Below are 20,534 nucleotides of genomic sequence, written 5' to 3' on the forward strand. Positions count from 1 at the left end.
ATAACCCTTGTACATGGAACACTTTATAGTATCTGCACGTAAATATCGTCCTCAAAACTTTGAAGATGTGGTTGGTCAACAAGCCATTACCAATACGTTAGAGAATGCTATAAAAAACAATCATTTAGCACAAGCGTTACTTTTTACAGGACCTAGAGGTGTTGGTAAAACATCTTGTGCGCGTATTTTAGCAAAAAGAATTAACCAAGAAAGCAGCACCAATCCAGAGGAAGATTTTGCTTTTAATATTTTTGAGTTAGATGCCGCTTCAAATAACTCTGTAGATGATATTAGAAATCTTACAGATCAAGTTAGAATTCCACCACAAACAGGAAAATACAAGGTTTATATTATTGATGAGGTTCATATGTTGTCACAAGCAGCATTTAATGCCTTTTTAAAAACCTTAGAAGAGCCACCAGCGCATGCTATTTTTATTTTAGCAACTACTGAAAAGCATAAAATTATACCTACTATTTTATCGCGTTGTCAAATTTTTGATTTTAAGCGTATAACTGTTTTAGATGCTAAAAACTACCTAAAAACTATTTGTGAAAGAGAAAGTATTACGGCTGATGATGATGCATTACATATTATTGCTCAAAAAGCAGATGGTGCCATGCGTGATGCTTTATCTATATTTGATAGAGTAGTAAGTTTTTCTGGTAACAACCTAACAAGAGAGGCTGTTACTCAAAACTTAAACGTACTTGATTATGATGTTTATTTTAACATGACGGACTTATTGTTAACCAATAAAATTCCGGAAGTATTAAATGCCTATAACGATGTATTAGCAAAAGGTTTTGAAGGTCAACATTTTATTAGCGGACTAGCTTCTCATTTTAGAGATTTATTAGTTGCAAAAGATGTGGCTACTATTCCTCTTTTAGAAGTTGGAGATAATACCAAGAAAAAATATCAAGAACAGGCAGCTAAGGCTCCAATGCAGTTTTTACTCACCGCTATCGATAAAGCTAATGACTGTGATTTAAAATATCGAGCAAGTAAAAATCAACGATTGTTGGTAGAACTTACTTTAATGCAAATAGCCTCTATCACTTTTGATGGAGCAAAAAAAAAATCTAGCAACTTCATAATTCCAGCTACTTTTTTTACGGCATTATCACCATCAAAAAAAGTACAACAACAAGTTAAAACTGTTCAAAAAAGTACAGAAACAAAAGTAAAAGCTACTCAAAACAGAGTAACTCCACCTGTTGAGGAAAAGAAAATTCCATCTATTAAAAATGTACAAAGAAGAACCTCTGCATTTTCTTTAAAAAGTATTCAACAGAAAAAAGAACTTAAAAACGTATCTGTAGAAGAAGAAAACTACGACAATCATCCTCGTACACCTTTTAACCAAGAGCAATTAAAAGAAACTTGGAAAAAATACTATTTTCATTTACAAAAACTTGGAGAAAAGAATATTGCTTCTATTTTAATTGCAGGTGAACCTGTATTAAGTTCAGGTTTTTTAGTTACTATATCACTTCCAAATAAGCTAATGAAAAATCAGCTTAAAAAGAGCAAACCAAAATTACTTAAATTTTTAAGAGAAAAATTAAACAATTACGGAATTAGCATTAAAATTGAGGTAAGTGAAACTGTAGAAAAGAAATTTGTTTACACACCTTTAGAAAAATACGAAAAGTTAAAAGAGAAAAACCCTTTATTAGAAAAACTTAAAAATACTTTTGGTTTAGAACTCTAACTCTTTTCCTAAATAAATTAACTTCCAATTTTCTACTTGTTTTACCTTACTTTCAAATTCATTAACCAATAAAAGCTCATTGGTTTGACTTTTTACTAAAATTGGTACAGACTTTAACTCCTCATGTAACTTATCTATCTTACGCTTATATTCTTTTATAGAGTTGATAGGTGTTTCGTGAATTTGTGGATAATCTCTAATAGTTTCCATTAAATTGATATAATCATCTTTAATAGTAAATAACTGAGTTACATCATCGTATTCATCCGTAATAATTTCTTGAGAGCTAGCTAACCTGTATGCTCCTTGCTCTCCAAAAATTGATGAAAAATTTGATATTGCATATTTGTTTACAGCATCACTACCTGTTAAAGCGATTAAATATCCAACATCATTTAATTCGATATTATCCGTTAATTCATCATCATAAATGTTTACTTCGTAAGCATCAAAACCATCGTTTTTTGCCTGTTCAACAGCCTGATTGTTAGAATCTATTAGAACTACTCTCCTATTGTGTTGCTTTAAATATTCTGCTATTAGTTTACCTAAGCTATTGGCTCCAATAATCATAATAGCATTAGATCTTTTTAAGAAAACACCAACCGCTTTTGCAAAAATACGTGCTGTTGTAGCGTTTAATAATACAGTACCCAATACAATCATAAACACCATTGGTGTTATGTATTCTGCACCTTCAACTCCTTGTTTAATTAATTTTGAACCAAATAAAGAAGCAATACCTGCTGCTACAATACCACGAGGTCCAACCCAACTAATAAACATCTTTTCATTCGTTTTTAAGTTTGAATTGTGTGTACTTAAAAAAACTGATATCGGGCGTATGATAAATACAACAGAGGCAAATAGTAATACGGTATTCCAATTATATAATAGCATTAGCTCTTTAATATCAATATTAGCCGCCAATAGGATGAAAAGAATAGAAATTAATAACACACTTAAAGACTCTTTGAAATATAAAATTTCATTTAGGTTTTTAAGCTTACTGTTACCCAATACCATTCCCATTACCACTACAGATAATAAACCAGATTCATGAGCAAATACATCAGAAACAACAAAAACAAGTAAAACTGTAGATAAAGCAACTACATTTAACAAGTAATGTGGTACCCATTTTTTATTAATTATTACTATTAAAGCATGGGCAAATGTAAAACCAAAGGTTGTTCCGAATAATAATATTTTAAAAAACTCTATTAAAGCAGTTTGTGTAAATCCACTACCACCACCAACACTTATAAATTCAAATACTAAAACGGCTACCAAGGCGCCAATAGGATCTATCAGAATACCTTCCCATTTTAAAACAGCAGAAACATCCTTTTTTAAGGGTATGTTTCTAAGAATTGGAGTAATTACTGTAGGTCCAGTAACAATAATTAACCCAGAAAACAAAAATGATAACTCCCAACTTAAATCAAAAGTATAATGTGCAACAATACCTGCTCCAAAAAAAGTAACTACAGAGCCTAATGTTATTAATTTACTAATAACTGGTCCCACATTTTTAATTTCACCTCTACGTAGCGTTAAACCACCTTCAAAAAGAATAATACTGATAGCTAATGAAACAAAATAATACAACCCTTCACCAGGAAATAATCCTTTTTTTCCATTCCAAATTGGTTCTATTAATTTACTACCATCTTCGGTAAAATATTGAGATGCTATAGGACCAACTAATAATCCTATTAAAATTAAAGGTAAAATAGCTGGTAACTTTAATCTCCAAGCTACCCACTGTGCTAAAATTCCTAAAATAATTATCCCTGCTAATTCTACCATATTAAAATTTTAAACCCTAAAAATACAGATTTTAATACAAACTAAAATCTATTCTAAACTAATTTTTAACATCTATTAATCTAACCTCTTCATTTCCAAAATTATCAACAGCTGTTACCTTATAAAAACCTTTACTTGGCGCAAATGGAAGCTCATGATATTGAGTAGTTTTTTTGATAAAATTTTCATTTATATACCAAAAAACCTCAGCATGTTGATTTTGATGTGTTAATTTTAAGAGAATTGAATTTTCTGAACCATCTAATTTTTTAGTTAATGACATTTCAGATTTATACTTTGTAGGAAAGATAAATTCCATTTGGTGATTTGACAAGGCTTCGCAACCTTGCTTAAAATTTGGTAACACTACGTAATCAGAATTGTGCTGTTGATAATATAAAGCCATTAAAGGAGGTAAAACAAACCATGGCTTTGATTTAATTTGGTGTGCCGAAACACAGTTAGCATTAACTCGATATTGCTCATTATTATCTACTTGTATAAGTTGATGATACGGACAAGGAGAGGCTTTAATTCCGTTAATTGGAACTAACTTTTCTTCCGATTCACATATAGGTAATGCTAAGTAGCCACTTTTTTTACAAACATTTAAAGTTGTTAGATTTTCATAAGGAATAGTAAACCAATCTGATTTAGGCAAAGCATCAAAAACATCAAATAAAATAGGCCCTGCACTTCCTACACCTGTTAATTCTGGTCTTCCTTCACCGTCAGAGTTTCCAACCCAAACACCAACAGCATATTTAGGAGTAGTTCCTACTGCCCAAGCATCTTTGTTACCAAAACTAGTACCTGTTTTCCAAGCTATTTTTTGAGCAGAATCAAAATATTTCCATGAAACCTCAGTTTCTGGTCTGTTAACTTCAGTTAGAGTTTCTAATGTTGTGTATGCTGTTCCTGCATCTATTGTTTCGTATTCTTCTTGAAGTTTTCCATAATCTGGTTGAGCATCATTACTAATAAATGGATTTAAAAATTCATTTTTATAATATCTAAATTTAGACAAGTCATAATGATTGATGATACTAGCATAAGCAGCAAAGGATTTGGTTACATCCCATAAACTGGCCTCTGCTCCACCTAAAATTAATGACAAACCATAATAATCTGCTGGTTTAGTAATGTGCTTTAATTGATAATCTTGTAAATCAGCTCTAAACTTTGCCAACCCGTAACTTCTTAGCATTCTTACAGCTGGTATGTTTAACGATCTTGTTAAAGCTTCGTTTGCTGGAACTGCTCCATCAAAAGATAAATTAAAATTTTTAGGAGTGTATCCTGCTATTTCTGTGGGAACATCAGCTACTAATTGTGTTGGCAACAATTCTCCTGTTTGTAACATTTGAGCATATAAAAAGGGTTTTAATACACTTCCTGTACTTCTAGGCGCTTCTACATTATCTACAAAGTTATGATGTAAACTATCTGTTGGAGAATTGCCTATGTATGCCAGTACTTTTCTTGAAGAAACCTCAACCACCATAATAGCCATGTTATACACTTCATTTTGTTTTAATTGCTGATAATGTTTGTTTGCAATACTATTAATCTTGTGCTGTAAGTAAATATCAATACTACTTTGTAATCGTTTACCTTGATAGTTTTTATGTACTTTTTGTACAAAATGTGGAGCAATTTGAGGTAATTTATATGGTTTTTGAGGTAAATTTTCTTCTAATGCTAAAGAATAGGTTAAACTGTCTATTATATTTCTTTGATACAGTTTGTATAATAGTTTATCCCTTTTCTTTTTTAATCGTTCTTGATTTTTTCCAGGATATATTAACGATGGTGCATTAGGCAATACTGCTAATGTAGCCGTTTCTGCCCAAGATAATTGATGTGGTTGCAATCCAAAGTAACGCCAAGAAGCCATTTCAAGTCCCACAACATTTCCGCCATAAGGTGCATGAGAGGCATATAAATTTAATATCTCTTTTTTTGAATAACCAAATTCTAGTCTAGTTGCTAAAATTAACTCTTTAATTTTTTCTAAATAGGTTCTTCCTTTGTGGTTTCTAGACAACCTAATGACTTGTTGTGTTAAAGTACTTCCCCCTCTAACTACTTTTTTAGCTTTTATGTTGGTGATTAAAGATTTTACAATTGACAAAGGATTAAAACCAGGATGATACTCAAAATAAGCATCTTCAAACTGTAAAATACAATGCTTAAATTTTAAAGGAACACTATCTAACTCCGGAAAACGCCATTGTCCATCTTCTGCAATTACAGCTCCTAATAATTCATTGTTTTTTGCGGTTACTACAGTTGACGTTGGTGTTTTAAATAACTGCTTAGGTAAACTAAAATAATAAAACACAACACCTAGTAAAATTGCAAAATATAGTAGTACTTTTTTATTTTTCAAATCAAATTTTTAGCTAAAAACTTAATAACAAAGTAAGCGAAAAATGTAACGAATTTGTATAATTTTTAATGAAAAATTAAATTGATTAACTATTACATAACCAAAAGCTAACACGCTTGATTTTAACAAAATAGAATATTATATATATTTTTGATTTTCATTCAATTAACCCCCGAATGGGATATCAAACTTAATTTATTATGAAACTTTTAAAATTCAATTACCTTATTAAGTTCTTTTTATTAGGACTTTTTGTTACAACTTTCAATGCTTGTCAATCTGATGAAATTGTTACAAACTCAGACATTGTAACGCTTCAAGAAATTTCATCTGATAAAGAAGACTCGTATAGTGCAAGGTACACAAGCTCTTTTTTACCAACTCATGAAAACTGTGGTGGACACACCATTGAGCGTCATATAGAAAAATCTGACAGCTATTTACGTAACCGCTTAAATAACTCTAATATTAGTGCAGCCAGTACATTTTACAATTTTAACCAAGCCGGACAAATTATTTACAATACTATTTATTACTACAATAATAATTACAATAGAGTAAATGATTGGTTAAATTCTAGCAGTACTTCTTATTTGGTGTTATATTACACGCATTATAAAGTATTAGGTAAAGTTATGAATAGAAATTACAGCACTTTTGAATCTAAAAGCATAAAAGTTGTGTTAGCCAAAAGCAATTGTTCTAGCTATCCTTTTAGAATTGTAACAGCATATCCTTATTAATTAAAAAAAACAAATCTCTAAAGACAATTGAACTGTGTTTAGAGATTTTTTTTGTTTCTTAGTACTATGGAAAAGATTTTAAACGATTTTATAGCAAACAAACCAGATGTTTTAAACTTTTTTGCAGGATATTTTCCTGAAGCTGAGTTTACCAACAAATCTGATGAACAAATTATTGACAACTACCTTGCATCAAATACACCTTTAACTATTTCTTCAACAAAAAATCAATTAGATACTATAACTAATGATGAAGAAGTAATGCTTTTTCTAGCAAGGGAAATTAACAGGCATTTTGAATCATCAAACGCTATTTGGCTATGGTTTTTAGACGTTAAAGAATATTTCTTCAAAAAATCAATCTAACAAATAAGTATCAGAGAGATACTTTTAGTATGGATATAATTTTTTAACAACTTAAAGAAGTCAACAAAAAAAGACAGCCTTTTGAAGCTGTCTTTTTTGATTTATTTAAACAAGAAATTACTTAACTACTTTTACCCATTTTCCTTGGGTACGAACTAAGTAATCATGATCATACATTGCCTCTGCTTGAACTCCTGGTAAATAATAAGTACCCAAATAAGAAGCATTTACTAATACCGAAAAAGTCTTTGTTTGATATTCTCTTAGTGTAAAATAGTTACTAACCCAATCGTCTCGTATGTCTGTATAATCTACCTCAGATGATGATGTATTATTACCAAAATCTGTAAAACGAGTGTTTATAATTTCCCATCCAGATGGTATAAATTGAGTAAGTGCAACATTTTCTATTTTAGAATTTGTAGTATTTTTTATTGAAACTTCTATCTTAAAATTGGTTCCTTGAGAAAGTTCATCAGGAGAAATATAATCTCCATTTTTAGCATAATAATTTACTTTAACTTCTAAATTATTCTGAATCTCTTTTTCTGAACCTACTGGAAGTATCCCCTTATTAAATACTCTTGCATACAATACTCCAGCACCTTTATTATCTATAGTCACGGTATTAGCATCTTCAACCTTGTTAGTTGTAAAAGTATACATAGATTTATTGGTAGTTGCTTTTTGCTTTGAGCCATTTACAGAAATAAATGCATTAATACCATTGGTTGTACCATTTTGTAAGGCGTATTTAGCCATTGCTAATAATCCGTACGATGTTGTTTGTGTGCTTAACCAATCTTTTGATGATAACTTATCGGCTATTTCTTTAGCTAATTTAATAGCATTCACATCGTTATTAAGCAACACATATGTTTCTAAAGACATTGATTTATTTCTGGTTTCAGAACCATATCCATAGTAATAACTCTTTTGATATGTAGTGTTGGTAATGGTATTTAAAATATCATTAGCAACAGATTTTTTACCAATTAAAGCATAAGCACTGGCCAATCTAATTTTTGCTTCGTTAGATACCCCACTGGTTTCTCTAAGCCTATTCATTGAAGCTATATCAGCATTATTTGCCAAACACAACGTATATAAACGATATGCTTGTGATAAATCATCATCATTATTGTAAGATTTATAACGCCAATTTCTTGCTTCTTGTTTTTGGTACTGAATCCATTTATCTAAAAAACCAATAGGTAAGACATAACCCTTTTTCTTTGCTTCTAGCATAAAATGACCAGCATAAGTTGTTCCCCATTTACTAATCCAACTTCCACCTTGCCAATAAGACATTGCCCCATTTGACATTTGAAAGCTTGATAAACGTTGAATTCCTGCTTTAATATTTCTTTCTATTGATGATGATTTAGCCTCAGGCAAATCAAATAAATCATTCATAAACAACTGCGGAAATACACTTGATGTAGTTTGCTCCACACAACCATGAGGATATTGAATTAAATATTGTAACCTTTTGGTAAAATTCATTGGTGGTAATGAAGATAACTCAACTGTAGTTTCGTTTGAGCCTTTTGTACCAAACTTCGTGTAATTTACACTTGCACTTTCATTTCCTTTTAAAACTAAATCTAAAGTTTCTGTAGTTATTGGATTAGGATTTAAAACATCCAACTCTACTTCGTAACTTGCTTTTTCACTCCCAGAAACTGCATAGATTTTAACTTTTCCTATTCCATTAAAATCATTAATTTTTAATTGAAAATAAGCCATTTTCTCATCTGGCTGCTCAAATGTTAAACGTTGTGTATTTTCTCCTTGTACAGTAAATGCTTCATTAGCTTCGATAGTAACTTTTACATTTTTTACAGAGGGTTTCATGGCGAAAACAGTTACAGGTAAGGTTACTGTTTCTTTTGGTGTTATTTTTCTAGGTAAAGAAGCTAATACCATTACAGGTTTTCTTACAAAAGCTGTTTTTTCATCACTACCATACGCTTCTTTTTTAGTATTAGAAGCAACAACCATAGCTCTAACAGAACCTACATACTTTGGTATTTTAATTTGATGATTTCTAGTTTCTCCCATTTTTAAATCAAACGGACCTAAAAATGTTACCATTGGCTTAAACCTGTTGGCTTTTTTATTTTTACTACCAGCTTCTGCTTCATCTCCTCCAATGCTTAAAATCTGATTAATCTTACCTCCATAAGCTCCTATTACATCATCAAAAATATCCCAAGTTTTAACTCCTAAAGATTGTCTTGCATAAAATGTACTCCAAGCATTTGGAGTTTTAAAACGAGTTAAATCTAACAATCCTTCATCTACTAATGCTACGGTGTAACTCATTGGTTTTCCATCTTTTTCAGTAACTCTGATAGTTGCAGTAGACTCTGGCTCTAATTCATCTTTTAATTGAATTTGAGGAGTTAACTTTGTGTCTGGGTTTTCTACCAAAATAGGAACACTACCATACATTCTAATAGGCAAATCATTTGCAGTTTGACTATGTGGCTGCAATAATGTAATATTTACGTAAACATTAGGCGTATAAGTTTCTAAGACAGGAAAAGAAAACGCTGTAAGTTTATCTGTGGTATCAACCCAAAAATGATTTAATACTTCTGATCCGTTTTCTACAGTAATTAAAGCTCTTGCTCCTGCTGAAGAAGGAAACTTTACGGTAACATTTTCTTTGGTAGTATATTTTTCTTTATCTGTAGTAAATACAAGCATATTTGCTTCAGATTGATTTTGGTTCTTTTTTCTTCCGTACCAAGATGGCCAATCAAAATACACAACTCTAGATGTTGTATGATTGTTTTTTGGATCTGTAACTTTTACTAAATACCTTCCCCAATCTCTTTCATCAACTTTAAGTGTAAAACTACCTTTTCCGTTGGCATTGGTATTAACTTTTTTATAATCATAGGTTTCATGATAACGAGAACCATCATACTGTGATAAACCATGATCATCGGTATTCCACCACCAGCGCCAAGATATTTTATAAACGCTAACATTTAAACCGTTAGTGGCTACAGGCTTTCCTTCTTCATTAACTGTAACTACCTTAAAATCGTAGTTTTTATTGGTATATAAATAGTTTTTAGATTCTTTTTCAACACCATTTTTTAATCCAACATAAGTTTGATAAGGAGATACTTTTTGTGTGTAAACATCTGTACTAAAGTCTCCTCCATTTTCATAAACTTTAGTAATAAATGCTGCTTGAAGCATACCAGGTGCTTTTGAATTTAATGACGGATTTACACTAAATTTGGTTTTTCCTTCATCATTTAATTCACCAGATAATACTCTAAACTCTTCTGTACCAAAATTTCTAGTTATATCATCAAAATTATACTCATTATATCCTTTAAAACTAGTTTTAGTTTGTTTAAATTTTGCATCAATATCTATCTTTAAACCTCTTGCAATGGCACCGTGTAACCATTTAACTTCTACGTTTGCATTAATTGGTTCTGTAGCTTTTACAACTGCGTCAGAAGTTTTAATTTTTATTTTTAAACGATTTGGTTTAATAGTTTCAACTTTAATAGTTTTACTAAATACAGCTCCTCCTACACTAACTTTTAAACGCCAATTACCTGTTAGTGCATCTTGCGAAGTAAACGGAGCATAAGCATACATGTTTTGCTTATTTTTATATTGAATTGTTCTGTCTACAATTTTACCTTGTGAATTAATCAATTCAAACTTAACAGGATGTTTTTCTGGAATCGGGTTTGCATTATCATTTAAAATAAAGGTTAAAAAAAGTTGGTCACCTGGTCTCCAAACACCACGTTCACCATAAATATATCCTTTTAAACCTTTTTGAAGTTTTACTCCAGACACATCAAATTTACTCATAGACAATGAGTTTCCATCATACAATCTCAAATATGTAGTACTATTTCCATTACTTGCAGAAGCAAAAAATGAAGGTGGAATATTTTCAAACCTAGCAATACCATCTTTATTAGTTTTAGCAGATGCTATAACTTGTTGTTGTAAATTATAAAGTTTAACTTCTACTCCGTTAATTGGTGCAGTAGTAGTTATGCTAGAAACTGCTACAAATGTGGTGTTATTATTTCCTTTTTTAACAATTAATCCTAAATCGCTTGCTAAAATATTAGTACTTACAGAACTGTTGTAGTAATATGAAGAGGTACAAGGATCTTCTCTATCACTCCATCTATAATCTTCATAATATTCATCATCATAATAACTACTTGATGCTTGATCGTACCCATTGGTATTTACTTCTTTTTTACCATAAATTATAGTAGTTTCTTCTGAAGATTCCTCACATGAATAGTTTGAATATTCTTTTAAAAATGATAATTCTACACGGTACATTGCTCCATTTTCAACAGAAATTAATTCAGATAAATCAAAAGCAAAAGCATTCATTTTATCTAACTGTAAACCTTGATCCGATAAATTAATAGTATGTTTTGCTACTGGCCTACCAACATATTTTAAATTTGATTGATTGGTAATATTATTATTTTGTAGAAATTGTAAAACATTATCCTTATAAATTTTATAAATAGTAGCATCTACAGCTTTTAAATTAATTGCGTTGAAATTTATTTTTAAATTTTGAGAGTTTGGCAAAATAGCACCACTATTAATAAAAGTAACACTTGGCTTAGGTTCTTCAAAATAAACGGACCTTTTAAAATTTTCTTTCAGTGCAAAACCATCCGTGTTTTTTAACTCTTTAAAAATTTCTAACCCAACACTATTTTTAAAGCTGGTTCTAGGATAAATAGTTAAAACATTACTGTTTATTTTGTAACTGTAACTATTATATTCAGAAAACTGAAGCAAACTTTTTATATCTTGATTTTTAGCAATAGGATCTGAAAAGCTAATTTCTAATTCTTGACTAGAACCGTTGGAAACATTGATATCTAAAACTTTAAAGTTATTTTTACCAACAATATCTATCGTTCTATCACCTTTTGATGTTGATTTAATTGGTGCTCCGTTCCAAGTTACTAAAACCGATTTATCGTTCTCATAACGTTGTAAACTATCAATTTTAAAAGTAACTTTAGAGACTAACGCTGTATTAGTATTAAAAGTAATTGGAACTATTTTTCCGTCATAACTTGCTTTTAAAACTTCAGGTAATTTATCTACTTCAAAAACATCACTCGCATTAAAAAAACCTTCTATATAGTTGTAGTTTTTATTATAAACTCTAGGAGACTCTAACGTTACTGTATAAAACAACTCCTTTGTTTTACTTACAAAAGAAAACTCTTTAAACTCATCTTCTGCATTAGTAAATAATTTATCTACATGTAATGTTATAGTGTATTTGGTATTGGGCTGAAGTTTTTCTGTAGGATTTACCAATAAGGTTTTATTATTTAAAGTAACTTCTACTGGCACCTCTGGACTTATACTTACCAGATTGTCTGGTAAAGTAGTAACGGTTACAGATTCTTTTAAAAAAAATTCAAAAGTAGGATACACAGAAATTAGCTTTTCTGGAAATACAGAAACATATTTATTAAAGCTATTTGTAGAAACAGATGAATCCTCTTTTTTTTTACAAGCTTGAAGTAACAACAAACTTGTAAACAATAGTAATACAGTTTTTTTCATGATTAGTAATTCTTTTTCTTTTTGTAAGTACATCCAAAGGTAACTAAATTGTGAAATTAAATGGTTTAGCCTGTATTATTTTTTACTTTTGCAACATATTTATAGTACTATGTTAGGATTAAAATTTGAAACTGAAACTTCTTGGGTAGATGTTGCTAAAAACGGATTAGAACAATTACTTACTGATCATGCATTTGCAGAAATTAAAGCATCTGGTAACGCAACATCTATCATTATTAATTATTCTGAAGAAACTGAGCTTGTAAAAGATATGAGTGATATTGCCATTGAAGAAATGGAACACTTTAGAATGGTACATGAAGTAATGGTGGCGAGAGGAATGACGCTGGGACAGGCTACAAAGAATGATTATGCACTAAATCTTCAAAAGTTTTTTCCAAAAGTATCTAACCGAACTGAAGCTTTGGTTCATAGACTGCTTGTAGCTGCTTTAATTGAAGCTAGGAGCTGTGAACGCTTTAAGGTATTTGCTGATAACATGGAAGACAAAGAATTATCTAAATTTTATCATGATTTAATGATATCTGAAGCAAATCATTATACGCTATTTTTAGGATACGCACGTAAATACATGAACCGTGAAATTGTTGATAAAAAATGGAATGATTTATTAGCTTTTGAAGCAGAAATGATGCAAAACAGAGGTACTATTGCCAAAGTACATGGATAACATGTGTACAAATAATTAGAAATACATTTATATGTTTTCAAAAGAAGAATCGGCACGTTTACGAAAAGAATTTTGGACTAGTTTTGGTAAATCATTTCCCAGAAAATGGCTATTGTATAATACTAGTATTAAAGGGTTTTCTTTTAAATTTCAAGCAGATAGAAAAAAAGCCTCTGTATGCTTAGATTTTGAACATCCAGAAGAAATTGCTAATCAATTACTTTATGATCAACTTTTATCTTTGAAGAATATTTTAGCTTCAGAATACTTACCTGAAGTTATTTTTGATGATTTTTTTGAGCTAGAAAGTGGTAAATTTATTCAACGTATATACGTACCATACAATAAAAAATTTAGCATTCATAATAAAAATACTTGGCGAGATTGTTATGAGTTTTTTGTTGAAACCATGACACAGTTTGAACTTTTTTATTACGAATACGAAGACTTTATAAAACAAGCAATTTAAAAAACGCCTTATTGGCGTTTTTTTATATAAACTGAATGCTAAACGGATAGTTAGGCTCTTCTTCATTTATTGCCTTAATCGCATTTAAAATTGGGAAAATAGCATAGAAAATTCCTAAAACGCAAAAACCTAAAAAACCTAAGCCAAAAAATAATATTAAAGGAATACAAATTAAAAAGTATATAAACATGGTTATTCTAAAATTAAGAATTGCTCTACCATGTTTATCCATGTTAATAATTTCATCTTTTTTTAAAACCCATATTAAAAAAGGCACTATTAAACCACCCAGACCCGTTATAAAATCTAACAACTGACTTAAATGTGTTACTGCTAATAATTCTTTATTTTTTTTCATAGTTAATATGTTTTATTTACTATTTAAATGACGACCATAGACCTATTTTGTTACAATAAAACAGAAACAACAGCGCTCACCAAAATACATAATCTTTTAAAAAACAAACAGTTATTTGTATAACTGATAAAAATTTATACCTTTGCATCCGTTTTAGTAAATAATCCCTAATCCCCAAGATTATGATTAACTATCCCCAAAAGTTAATGGTAGCTTTGTGCACCATTATTTTGATGTATTCATGTACGTCTGAAGAAATTTTTACAGAACCAGATAATGTTGCTACAGAAGCCATATATTCACATCCTATCGAGTCTGAAATATTAACATTAATTAATAATCATAGAGAAAATCTAGGTTTAAATCAATTAAAAAAGTTAGAAGTTATTAAAACTCAAACTCAAGAACATACCCTATATATGGTTGATAAAAATGAGTTATCTCATGACTTTTTTTATAAAAGAAAAGAATATTTAGTTGAGAATGCAAATGCATCTTCAGTTAGTGAAAATGTTGGTTACGGATATACATCTGCTAGTTCACTTGTTAATGCTTGGCTACAAAGTGAAGGACATAGAAAAAATATAGAAGGTGATTTTACACATTTTAATATTACCGCAAAATATAATGAAAATGGAGACTGGTTTTACACCAATATTTTTATTAAAAATTAACTCCTTTTTATTCCCTACACACAAAAAATCCCTAAAAACAAAAATCGAGTGTATTAAACACTCGGTTTTTTTGTTTTTAATACTTTTTACTTGTTAGTATCCATTTAACTTACTTTTTAATTTCGATGAACGGTTAGTAAAACTGGCTTGTTTTAGTTTATCTACAAAAAATATCATGTAACCGACACTTTATCTCAATACGGCTAACATATTAAACTTAACCTTAAAAAAATAAAGAAATTGCAGGTGTATTAATAAAATATTAATCCCCATAACAATGAAATCTTATTTAAAAAACTTATTAGTATTTACTTTATGTTTTGCATTATTCTCATGTACTTCAGAACAAATACAAATAGAAGCACAAAATGATACTATTAATATTGAAGGTACTAAAACAATAGAAGCAGAAATATTAAACTTAATTAATGAGCACAGAAATAATTTAAACTTGCCTTTGTTAGGTGAACTTGAAATTATTAAATCACAAACCCAAGCTCATACAAAATACATGATTGAAAAAGGTGAGTTATCACATGATTTCTTTTATGAAAGAAAACAATATCTGGTTAGCAAAACAGATGCTTCTGATGTTAGCGAAAATGTAGCTTATGGTTATACATCTGCCAGAACTGTAGTGAATGCATGGCTAAATAGTGATGGTCATAAACAAAATATTGAAGGTGATTTTACACATTTTAATGTTACAGCACAGCAAAACGAAGAAGGTAAATGGTATTATACCAATATTTTTATAAAAAATTAGTTTTCCCACACAATCCCCAAACCTAAGAACGAGTGTTTTAATAACACTCGTTTTTTTATTGTGATACAATTATAAATTTTGATCGTCTGTTTTCTTGATGTTCATCTTCTGTACATTTAACATTATTAGTACATTTATTAACAAGTTGTTTTTCACCATAACCAATTGCACTTATAATTCTGTGTTTTTCAATAGCCCTTGAGAACAAGTAATCTCTTACAGATTTTGCTCTTCTATCAGATAATATTTCATTATAATCATCTGCTCCTCTACTGTCTGTATGTCCTTCTATTTTAATAATCATGGTAGGATTAGCACGTAAAACATCAACTATATTTTCCAATTCAAAAGCAGCGTCGGGTCTAATATCCCATTTATCAAAATCAAAATGAATTGGATTAAGCACAATTTCAGTATCTTTAATCAAAGGTATTAAATACAAGTCTTTTGTAGTTTTACCTTTATGATTAGTAGTTGTTTCAAAGGTATCATTGGTTCCCTTAAAGTCTTGTTTGATGGCTCTTAAAACATAACTCGAATTACAATCTAATTTTTTAAAAGTGTAAAAACCTTGATTATTACTTAAAATACTATCTATAACTACTCCTGATTTATTTAGTAAGGTTACCATAGTATTGGATAAAATTTCCTTTGTTTTTGCGTTATAAGTAACACCTTCAACTACCTGTTCACAAATATAGGTTTCAAAAAAATAAATATCATCATCACCTTTACCTCCGCTTCTATTGGAAGAAAAATAACCTTTATTTGAATTTGCATTCATGGTAAATGCAAAATCATCATCTTTACTATTAAATGGTTTTCCTAAATTAATTACTTGTTTATTGTTATTCTTAAACAATTCAGTTTTAAAAATATCTAGTAATCCAAAGTTTTTGTAATTATCTGATGAAAAATATAACGTATAATCTTCTGTCATAAAAGGAAACATTTCTCTTCCTGATGTATTAATATGTTCTCCTAAATTTTCTGGTTCTCCAAAAGATCCATCATCATTTATGGTTACTCTATAAATATCAGATCCTCCAAAACCACCGGGCCTATCTGAAGTAAAATACAAAAACTTTTCATCTGGACTTAAAGCAGGATGTCCATTAGAATACATTTCATCATTAAATGGTAAATCTTCAATTTTAGACCATAGTCCGTTACTTTTTGTTACTCTAAAAATTCGCAAATTAGAGGTACCACCTTTATCATAATCTAACTTTTCATTCTTTCGTAAATTATTTCTGGTAAAATACATAGTTTTACCATCTTTGGTAATTGCTAAGTTAGATTCATGAAAGTTTGTATTGACTGTTTTCGAGGAAACTGGCTCTATTGATTCTGATGTAAAACCTTGCTCTGTTGGAATAACTTCAGTTTGAAAAACATCTAAATATGGCTGATTATTCCACGGATATATCTTACCGTTTTTATTTTTAGCCGATGAAAAATATAAGGTATTTTTAAACTGATATGCACCAAAATCAGAATGCTTTGTATTTAAGTCTAAATTATAAAACAAAATTGAATCATTATTTTTAATAACTTTTGAAGCTTCAAAAGCTTTTGTAACACTTGGTATATTAAGTTTACTTAATAATGAATCCGCCTCTTGTAATTTACCTAAACTTCGTAAACTTTGCACATACTTTAAAGCTGTTTCATTACTTAACTTATCGTTTTTTTGAGCTGCAAAATTATACCAATAAGCCGCCTGAGTTATATTTGATTTATTAAAATAACAATCTCCTAATCTTGTTAAAATATACTGACTGCTATCACCTCTTTTTAAAGCAACTTTATATAATTCAGCTGCTTTATCATAAGCATAACAATCGTAAAATTTGTTTGCAACTCTTTTTTGAGCTACTAAGTTAAATGAGGATATTATGATAAAAAGAAAGGTAATTTTTGATTTCATACTAAAAATATCTTGGTGATTTAACTCTTCTTGTTTTATTAAACTCAAACATTAATAAAAACTCATGCGTTCCGTTACTGTAAGTATTAATATCTGATAATGGATGTTCATAAGCGTAACCTACTCTAAATTGTTTTGATACCTGAAAATCTATTAACGCTCCTAATGCGCCAACATCTTCATTAATCCTATAAGCCGCTCCTAACCATAATTTTTCATTAAATAAAAAGTTCCCCGTTAAATCATAAGACATTGGTGCTCCATTTGTTGCCTTAACCAAAAAGGCTGGTTTAAATTTAACAGACTCATTTATATCAAACACGTAGCCTCCAGTTAAATAATATACTAACCTATCTACAACTGCGTAATCAATTTCATCAATTCTTATAGAGTTTTTATCTACATTCATTAATCTAGGTGATGATAACCCAACATACCATTTGTTTGTATGCATTAAAAAACCAGCCCCTAAATTAGGTTCCCATCTATTTCTTACTCCGTAAATTGAAGGATCTAAGCCTTCATCTCTTAACAATTCATCATCTAAATTATATTGTGTAAAACCTGCTTTTAAACCAAAAGCTAGTTTAATGTCTGAATCAATATTAATTGTGTAAGAAAAGTCTGCATACATAAAGGTGAAATTTTCATAACCCAATTCATCTTTTATAAATGAAAAACCTAAACCTAACTGGTCATTTCTTAAAGGAGAATGTATAGATAGTGTTTGTGTTTCTGGACCTCTACCAAATCCACTCCATTGACTTCTATGAATACCTACAACACTTAGCACTTCTCTGCTTCCTGCGTAAGCCGGATTAATAGATATTGTATTATACATATATTGTGTAAACTGAGGTAATTGTTGTGTAAAAACCTCTTGTACAAATAACAGTATTATAATTATTATGGTTTTATTTAAATAGTTCATAGCTCAGTTTAGTTAGTTCCAAGATAAATTGCTCCTGTAAAAGGTTTTAATCCACTATTTTTTAAAGTTACAATGTAGTAGTATGTACCAGCTGGTAAAAAGTTATGGCTTCCAAATGATGAGTTTGTTGATCTACCATTCCAATTATTTTGATAATTTTTAGATTGATACACTCTTGCTCCCCATCTATTAAAAATTTGAACATCAATAATAAATCCACATTCACCAACGCCAGCTACTTCAAAAAATTCATTATGTTCATCTCCATTAGGGGTTACTGCTTTAGATATATCTACATCTTCTTGTCCACATGGTAGAACTAAACAATCATTATTTATATCTATAGTTACAACAACTGAGGAAGTACAACCTCCTGATAAAGTATTATATGTAAATTCATAAATTCCTAAATCACCTGTACTTGGATCAAAAATATTATCAGAAACAGAAGTATTTCCACTACTAACAATCCATTCACCACCAGTCTCACCATTAACTAAATATTGATTTAAGTTAATAGTACCATCATCTATACATCGTTCATCAGTAAATTCTATTATACTACTTGATGAAGAAACATAAATAATTTGACTGAAAATTGCCGAATTACCACAAGTATCACTTACTATCCATTCACGTATAATTTCATAATCATTGGAAGAACTATCAAATGTATTAGTCTCTTCAAAGCTATCTACTATGATGGTATCTGAACAATTGTCTGTAAACTCTAATTCAGGCACTTCTGGAATCTCATCACATGTTACAGAAATATCTTGCAATTCAGTTACTAGCTCTGGAGCTTCTGTGTCTTCTACCGTGATGGTTTGAGTATGACTGGTACTGTTACCTGAACAATCCGATACTTCCCAACTGCGTACAATGACATAACTCGATCCGCATGCATCGTCTTGACCTGTTATATTTTCTGAATAATTTACTACTACGTCAGTATCACAATTATCCGTAGCGGTTAACGTTACTGCTACTGGTACTTCTGAACAGCTGACCGTAACATCAGTAGGTAATGATTCATTAAAAACAGGTGCTTCTGTGTCTTCTACCGTGATGGTTTGAGTGTGACTGGTACTGTTACCTGAACAATCAGATACTTCCCAACTGCGTACAATAACATAACTCGATCCGCATGCATCATCTTGACCTGATATGTTTTCTGAATAGTTTACCACTACGTCTGTATCACAATTGTCTGTAGCGGTTAACGTTACTGCTGCGGGTACTTCTGAACAGCTGACCGTAACATCTGTAGGTAATGATTCATTAAAAACGGGTGCTTCTGTGTCTTCTACCGTGATGGTTTGAGTGTGACTGGTGCTATTGCCTGAACAATCCGATACTTCCCAACTGCGTACAATAACATAACTCGATCCGCATGCATCGTCTTGACCTGATATGTTTTCTGAATAGTTTACCACTACATCAATATCACAATTGTCTGTAGCGGTTAACGTTACTGCTGCAGGTACTTCTGAACAGCTAACCGTAACATCTGTAGGTAGTGATTCATTAAAAACGGGTGCTTCTGTGTCTTCTACCGTGATGGTTTGAGTGTGACTGGTGCTATTTCCTGAACAATCCGATACTTCCCAACTGCGTACAATAACATAACTCGATCCGCATGCATCGTCTTGACCTGATATGTTTTCAGAATAGTTTACTACTACATCAGTATCACAATTGTCTGTAGCGGTTAACGTTACTGCTGCGGGTACTTCTGAACAGCTAACCGTAACATCTATAGGTAATGATTCATTAAAAACGGGCGCTACCGTGTCTTCTACCGTAATGGTTTGAGTATGACTGGTGCTGTTGCCTGAACAATCCGATACTTCCCAACTGCGTACAATGACATAACTCGATCCGCATGCATCGTCTTGACCTGTTATATTTTCTGAATAATTTACCTCTACGTCTGTATCACAATTGTCTGTAGCGGTTAACGTTACTGCTGTGGGTACTTCTGAACAGCTGACCGTAACATTTGTAGGTAATGATTCATTAAAAACGGGCGCTACCGTGTCTTCTACCGTAATGGTTTGAGTATGACTGGTGCT

Annotated in this window: 14 protein-coding genes; 7 read left to right on the forward strand and 7 right to left on the reverse strand. The window is 30.6% G+C overall.

What is annotated here, in order from left to right; genetic code table 11:
- Positions 1-13 precede the first annotated feature (13 nt).
- On the forward strand, positions 14-1,717 hold the full coding sequence (gene dnaX, locus ACFQ1U_RS02115) for a DNA polymerase III subunit gamma/tau (RefSeq protein WP_386104818.1): 1,704 nt from the start codon (positions 14-16) through the stop codon (positions 1,715-1,717).
- Here dnaX and ACFQ1U_RS02120 read toward each other — a convergent pair.
- Positions 1,706-3,529 carry a cation:proton antiporter gene (locus tag ACFQ1U_RS02120; RefSeq protein WP_386104820.1) on the reverse strand — a complete coding sequence of 608 codons (1,824 nt, stop codon included), beginning with the start codon at positions 3,527-3,529 and terminating at the stop codon, positions 1,706-1,708. The two genes, dnaX and ACFQ1U_RS02120, sit on opposite strands and share 12 nt — an antisense overlap.
- 58 nt (positions 3,530-3,587) lie before the next feature.
- Positions 3,588-5,921, reverse strand: coding sequence for a penicillin-binding protein 1C (pbpC, locus tag ACFQ1U_RS02125; protein WP_386104822.1), 2,334 nt, complete (start codon positions 5,919-5,921; stop codon positions 3,588-3,590).
- A 200-nt stretch (positions 5,922-6,121) separates the two neighbouring features.
- Here pbpC and ACFQ1U_RS02130 point away from each other — a divergent pair, with 200 nt between their 5' ends.
- Complete coding sequence (locus ACFQ1U_RS02130; RefSeq protein WP_386104824.1) at positions 6,122-6,664, forward strand: RNase A-like domain-containing protein; 543 nt, start codon at positions 6,122-6,124, stop codon at positions 6,662-6,664.
- Positions 6,665-6,730: 66 nt separating this feature from the next.
- Positions 6,731-7,030, forward strand: coding sequence for a hypothetical protein (locus ACFQ1U_RS02135; RefSeq protein ID WP_386104826.1), 300 nt, complete (start codon positions 6,731-6,733; stop codon positions 7,028-7,030).
- Between the two features lie 117 nt (positions 7,031-7,147).
- Here the strand turns inward: ACFQ1U_RS02135 and ACFQ1U_RS02140 are convergent, their stop codons facing one another.
- Positions 7,148-12,640, reverse strand: a complete 5,493-nt coding sequence (locus tag ACFQ1U_RS02140) for an alpha-2-macroglobulin family protein (protein WP_386104828.1) — start codon at positions 12,638-12,640, stop codon at positions 7,148-7,150.
- 109 nt (positions 12,641-12,749) lie between these two features.
- Here ACFQ1U_RS02140 and miaE point away from each other — a divergent pair, with 109 nt between their 5' ends.
- Positions 12,750-13,331, forward strand: a complete 582-nt coding sequence (gene miaE, locus ACFQ1U_RS02145) for a tRNA-(ms[2]io[6]A)-hydroxylase (RefSeq protein WP_386104830.1) — start codon at positions 12,750-12,752, stop codon at positions 13,329-13,331.
- A gap of 31 nt (positions 13,332-13,362) precedes the next feature.
- On the forward strand, positions 13,363-13,800 hold the full coding sequence (locus tag ACFQ1U_RS02150; protein ID WP_386104832.1) for a DUF4268 domain-containing protein: 438 nt from the start codon (positions 13,363-13,365) through the stop codon (positions 13,798-13,800).
- Between the two features lie 22 nt (positions 13,801-13,822).
- Here the strand turns inward: ACFQ1U_RS02150 and ACFQ1U_RS02155 are convergent, their stop codons facing one another.
- The gene (locus ACFQ1U_RS02155; protein WP_386104834.1) at positions 13,823-14,158 is read right to left on the reverse strand and encodes a DUF4870 domain-containing protein; all 336 of its coding nucleotides are present in this window, start codon (positions 14,156-14,158) and stop codon (positions 13,823-13,825) included.
- Positions 14,159-14,340: 182 nt separating this feature from the next.
- Here ACFQ1U_RS02155 and ACFQ1U_RS02160 point away from each other — a divergent pair, with 182 nt between their 5' ends.
- Both ACFQ1U_RS02160 and ACFQ1U_RS02165 read left to right on the forward strand, forming a co-directional pair.
- On the forward strand, positions 14,341-14,832 hold the full coding sequence (locus ACFQ1U_RS02160) for a CAP domain-containing protein (protein WP_386104836.1): 492 nt from the start codon (positions 14,341-14,343) through the stop codon (positions 14,830-14,832).
- 277 nt (positions 14,833-15,109) lie between these two features.
- Positions 15,110-15,598 carry a CAP domain-containing protein gene (locus ACFQ1U_RS02165; RefSeq protein ID WP_386104838.1) on the forward strand — a complete coding sequence of 163 codons (489 nt, stop codon included), beginning with the start codon at positions 15,110-15,112 and terminating at the stop codon, positions 15,596-15,598.
- A 55-nt stretch (positions 15,599-15,653) separates the two neighbouring features.
- Here ACFQ1U_RS02165 and ACFQ1U_RS02170 read toward each other — a convergent pair whose 3' ends face one another.
- The 3 genes from ACFQ1U_RS02170 to ACFQ1U_RS02180 all read right to left on the reverse strand — a co-directional run.
- Positions 15,654-17,528, reverse strand: coding sequence for an OmpA family protein (locus ACFQ1U_RS02170; protein WP_386104840.1), 1,875 nt, complete (start codon positions 17,526-17,528; stop codon positions 15,654-15,656).
- Between the two features lies 1 nt (position 17,529).
- Positions 17,530-18,459, reverse strand: a complete 930-nt coding sequence (locus tag ACFQ1U_RS02175) for a PorP/SprF family type IX secretion system membrane protein (RefSeq protein ID WP_386104842.1) — start codon at positions 18,457-18,459, stop codon at positions 17,530-17,532.
- Positions 18,460-18,467: 8 nt separating this feature from the next.
- A partial coding sequence (locus ACFQ1U_RS02180; RefSeq protein WP_386104844.1) for a gliding motility-associated C-terminal domain-containing protein occupies positions 18,468-20,534 on the reverse strand: 2,067 nt, incomplete at its 5' end.

Origin of the sequence: Tenacibaculum geojense (assembly GCF_042676005.1) — a bacterium.
Classification (GTDB): Bacteria; Bacteroidota; Bacteroidia; order Flavobacteriales; family Flavobacteriaceae; genus Polaribacter; species Polaribacter geojense.

What these genes read in the sequence shown, in the direction of transcription:
- ACFQ1U_RS02170 (WP_386104840.1), bottom strand. Translation starts at nt 17,528, where the DNA reads ATGAAATCAAAAATTACCTTTCTTTTTATCATAATATCCTCATTTAAC.
- ACFQ1U_RS02120 (WP_386104820.1), bottom strand. Translation starts at nt 3,529, where the DNA reads ATGGTAGAATTAGCAGGGATAATTATTTTAGGAATTTTAGCACAGTGG.
- ACFQ1U_RS02160 (WP_386104836.1), top strand. Translation starts at nt 14,341, where the DNA reads ATGATTAACTATCCCCAAAAGTTAATGGTAGCTTTGTGCACCATTATT.
- ACFQ1U_RS02175 (WP_386104842.1), bottom strand. Translation starts at nt 18,459, where the DNA reads ATGAACTATTTAAATAAAACCATAATAATTATAATACTGTTATTTGTA.
- ACFQ1U_RS02155 (WP_386104834.1), bottom strand. Translation starts at nt 14,158, where the DNA reads ATGAAAAAAAATAAAGAATTATTAGCAGTAACACATTTAAGTCAGTTG.
- miaE (WP_386104830.1), top strand. Translation starts at nt 12,750, where the DNA reads ATGTTAGGATTAAAATTTGAAACTGAAACTTCTTGGGTAGATGTTGCT.
- ACFQ1U_RS02135 (WP_386104826.1), top strand. Translation starts at nt 6,731, where the DNA reads ATGGAAAAGATTTTAAACGATTTTATAGCAAACAAACCAGATGTTTTA.
- dnaX (WP_386104818.1), top strand. Translation starts at nt 14, where the DNA reads ATGGAACACTTTATAGTATCTGCACGTAAATATCGTCCTCAAAACTTT.
- ACFQ1U_RS02130 (WP_386104824.1), top strand. Translation starts at nt 6,122, where the DNA reads ATGAAACTTTTAAAATTCAATTACCTTATTAAGTTCTTTTTATTAGGA.
- ACFQ1U_RS02150 (WP_386104832.1), top strand. Translation starts at nt 13,363, where the DNA reads ATGTTTTCAAAAGAAGAATCGGCACGTTTACGAAAAGAATTTTGGACT.
- ACFQ1U_RS02140 (WP_386104828.1), bottom strand. Translation starts at nt 12,640, where the DNA reads ATGAAAAAAACTGTATTACTATTGTTTACAAGTTTGTTGTTACTTCAA.
- ACFQ1U_RS02165 (WP_386104838.1), top strand. Translation starts at nt 15,110, where the DNA reads ATGAAATCTTATTTAAAAAACTTATTAGTATTTACTTTATGTTTTGCA.